This window comes from Alkalibacterium sp. m-11 (assembly GCF_054658155.1).
The window spans coordinates 1-2,963 of record NZ_BAAGIR010000192.1; the positions used below are offsets into that span (position 1 = coordinate 1).

The 2,963-nt window shown below is 40.3% G+C and carries 4 protein-coding genes and 1 tRNA gene; 1 reads left to right on the forward strand and 4 read right to left on the reverse strand.

What is annotated here, in order from left to right:
• The 3 genes from ACYQ2O_RS11445 to ACYQ2O_RS11455 form a co-directional block, all read right to left on the reverse strand.
• Nucleotides 1-460 (reverse strand): transposase (locus ACYQ2O_RS11445; RefSeq protein WP_459770091.1); only part of this gene is annotated, 460 nt, incomplete at its 3' end.
• A gap of 189 nt (nucleotides 461-649) precedes the next feature.
• Nucleotides 650-796: a hypothetical protein gene (locus ACYQ2O_RS11450; protein WP_176759664.1), complete on the reverse strand. Its 147-nt coding sequence runs from the start codon at nucleotides 794-796 to the stop codon at nucleotides 650-652.
• A gap of 12 nt (nucleotides 797-808) precedes the next feature.
• Entirely contained in the window at nucleotides 809-1,093 is a 285-nt protein-coding gene (locus ACYQ2O_RS11455) for a hypothetical protein (protein WP_091268035.1), read from the reverse strand.
• A gap of 141 nt (nucleotides 1,094-1,234) precedes the next feature.
• Here ACYQ2O_RS11455 and ACYQ2O_RS11460 point away from each other — a divergent pair.
• Nucleotides 1,235-1,308, forward strand: a tRNA-Arg gene (locus ACYQ2O_RS11460).
• 236 nt (nucleotides 1,309-1,544) lie between these two features.
• Here ACYQ2O_RS11460 and ACYQ2O_RS11465 read toward each other — a convergent pair.
• Nucleotides 1,545-2,813, reverse strand: coding sequence for an N-acetylmuramoyl-L-alanine amidase (locus ACYQ2O_RS11465; RefSeq protein WP_346023691.1), 1,269 nt, complete (start codon nucleotides 2,811-2,813; stop codon nucleotides 1,545-1,547).
• Nucleotides 2,814-2,963: the final 150 nt, after the last annotated feature.

Here is a 2,963-nt window from a genome sequence, read left to right on the forward strand (position 1 = left end):
CATAACGATCGATGGCCTTCTTCCAAGTGAAGGAGTAAATATTGGCATCAGCTTGAAGTTTCGTGCCGTCAATAAACAAAGCCTCCTCATGAAGCAGGCCATTCTCTTGGAGTAGTGAAGTGAACAGAACGAAAGCATATTTGATCAGGCGCTTGGCATGTTCACTAGAACGAAAATTATTGATTGTTTTATAGGTAACGGATGTGTCGCCAGTCAGCCATTTCATTGGAATGGACTCGTCATTCATGCGTTCAATCGTGCGACCTGAAAAAGTAGAACGACTATAGGCAAATAAGCACATTTTAAGTAACATGGCAGGGTGAAACGCAGGACGTCCCGTAGAAGAGGTTTCTTCCAGAAGAAATTCCGCAGGAATAGAATCAACGAAACGACTGATAAGACGTGCTTCGTGATCCTCGGGAATAGTGAAGTCTAATTGTAGTGTTAAAGCAGTTTCCATTGTGGTATAATTTTGATGCAAAGTGAGCCCCTCCTATAATTGCTGTTGGTACTTCAATTATAGCCGGTGGGGCTCATTTTGTCTTTAAAAAAGAAACATCCCTCGACCATTTTTTCTCAAAATCGGTCGAGGGATGTATTCATTTTAGGGGAGTTTTTTCCCAGCCCCCACTGGCTTCCTTACATCCATTTACTGTTTATCTCCCTGTGGATTAGGGTTTTCCGGATTGAAATTATCTTCGTGATTCGTTTCATCTGAATCTGGTTCTTCCAGGTCCACACCAAATCCAGGTGCATGGAGTCCGATATCTTCCTCTTTGTTACCCTCTTCCTTCACTACTTCTTTTTTTTATTTATCTTTTTCAAACAAGACATATCCTCCTCTTTTCAATATATCATCATATAAGCTAACTTCCTTCTCATCAAGACCATGTCCGTCAAGCGGGTGGCTATTTTTGAAGTCCTCCTCTTTGACCGATTCAATTTCAATCGGCACCATGGATTTAACTTCAGAAACATGTTCCTCAAGAGATACGACTAGAAGGGCATTTGCATGATAAGCACCACTTTGAATCAGATTCTCTACTTCAGTGGCAAACGCCTCAAGACTTTGCTGGGCTGTGACAAACTTCATTAGTTATCCTCCTCTAAACAATGTGTAAACTCATTTTACCAAAGGAGGAATCAACTAACCAATTTTAACTACTTGAAAGTTTGCTTTTTCCTGTTGACTTTTATTCCTAAAGGTTATATAATAAATTCTGTTGTTGAAAAAGTTTCGGTAGCTCAGCTGGATAGAGCATTCGCCTTCTAAGCGAACGGTCGGGGGTTCGAATCCCTCCCGAAACGTAAAATCTCTCTAACGAGACTGATTACATAGCGGGTTTTGAGTTTTAACTCAGAAATAATTCAGAAATAATATAGTAGACCTAAAGAGAGCAGCTAATAACTGCTCTCTTTTTCTGTTTCTTCTATTGTATAGACTCACTTCTACGCTTTTAACTTTTTGTATTTTTCGAATAGTTCAAAAGAGAATTGATTTTGCTTACTCAATTTCTCCTGGAGGTATCTATATAACTCGATTTTTATAGCTTAGTTACATCTCTAGTATGGACCCAGCTCAATATTTCTCTGAGTAATACTTGTCCGCTTCTGGTCTGCAGTACAGTATACCTCTGTCCTTTTCGACTAGCTGGAATTTTTTCTCCAGTTGCGTATCTGCTGGCGTTACTGTTGAGTGTTACTCTGTCTCCAGATTCAATTGCAGATGCAGCACTGGATAATCTAACATCCGCCACGTGTACCCAACTCATAATCTCCTGTAGCAAGACTTGACCTGGTCTAGTTTGCATGACTGTATAGGTCCTGTTCTTAACCGATGCCGGAATAGTTTGACCTGTTGCATATCGATTAGCTGAATTGTTAAGAATGACTTTATCTCCAGCATTTACTGACCGGCTCACTGATGTAGAAGGAGTCACTACTGCAGCAGGCTGAGTCGGCTCATCTTTAGTTCCATGTGCTGGTGTTCCAGAAGCCGTAGTAATGAAAGTATCAAACCCTTTAGCTTCTACTCGCTTAGCTTGAGCTTCTGCATTCTCTTTTTTTCTGTAAGCTCCTACTTGAACTTTAAAGAGCCCTTGATCCTGTATCAAGTAGGTGTCAATGTCTGCAGCTTCAAGTCTTTCTTGAAGTCTCTCGGCATTCTCCAGTTTACCAAAAGCTCCAACTTGAACACGGAATAAAGTACCGGATACAATTGGCAAATCCACTTTAGGCTGATCAGATGATTTAGGTCCTCTATACTGAATGCCGATATATTTACAAATCTCTTCAACAACTGATTCAGCTGCTTTATAGAAGTTTTGATCATTGAGATACCAATCATGGTCTGCTCTGTGATCCATGAATGCATACTCGATGATAATTGTCTCTACATTGCCTGTCAAACGGTGCATGAAGTACCAGTCAGTTCCAGCACTATTTCGACGATTGAACACTCGTCTTAGTGGCAGCTTAGACACATTGACTAAACTATTGGCTATGTTTCGTGCAAAACGGTCAGTAACTCTAATAGGATAAATCGTCTCTACACCTCTGGCTTTTCCATTAAATGCGTTCCAGTGGTTAGAAATACAGAAGTCGTATTTCCCCCTAATCTTATTCGTACGGGCAACAGAATCGAGCGTAACATCTTTGTCCCTGGTTAGATCGACATCAGCGCCCAGCTCACGCAATCTTTTATGCTGATACAAGCTGATACGTAGACACCAATCTTTTTCACGAATCCCAAAACCTGTAGCGCCCGGATCTGTTCCACCGTGTCCTGGATCGATAATTCCTTTTTTACTCATTATTCTTCCTCCTTAATAATAGGGAGACACCTAGGAAACTATAGATGCTCTATATAAGTGGATTTAGGGTTTTCTCTTTTGAGTTTTCCCTCCACTTATTTTCTTTTTTTAAATTTTTTCACATTTTTATGCTTATTACTTGACTTTTGG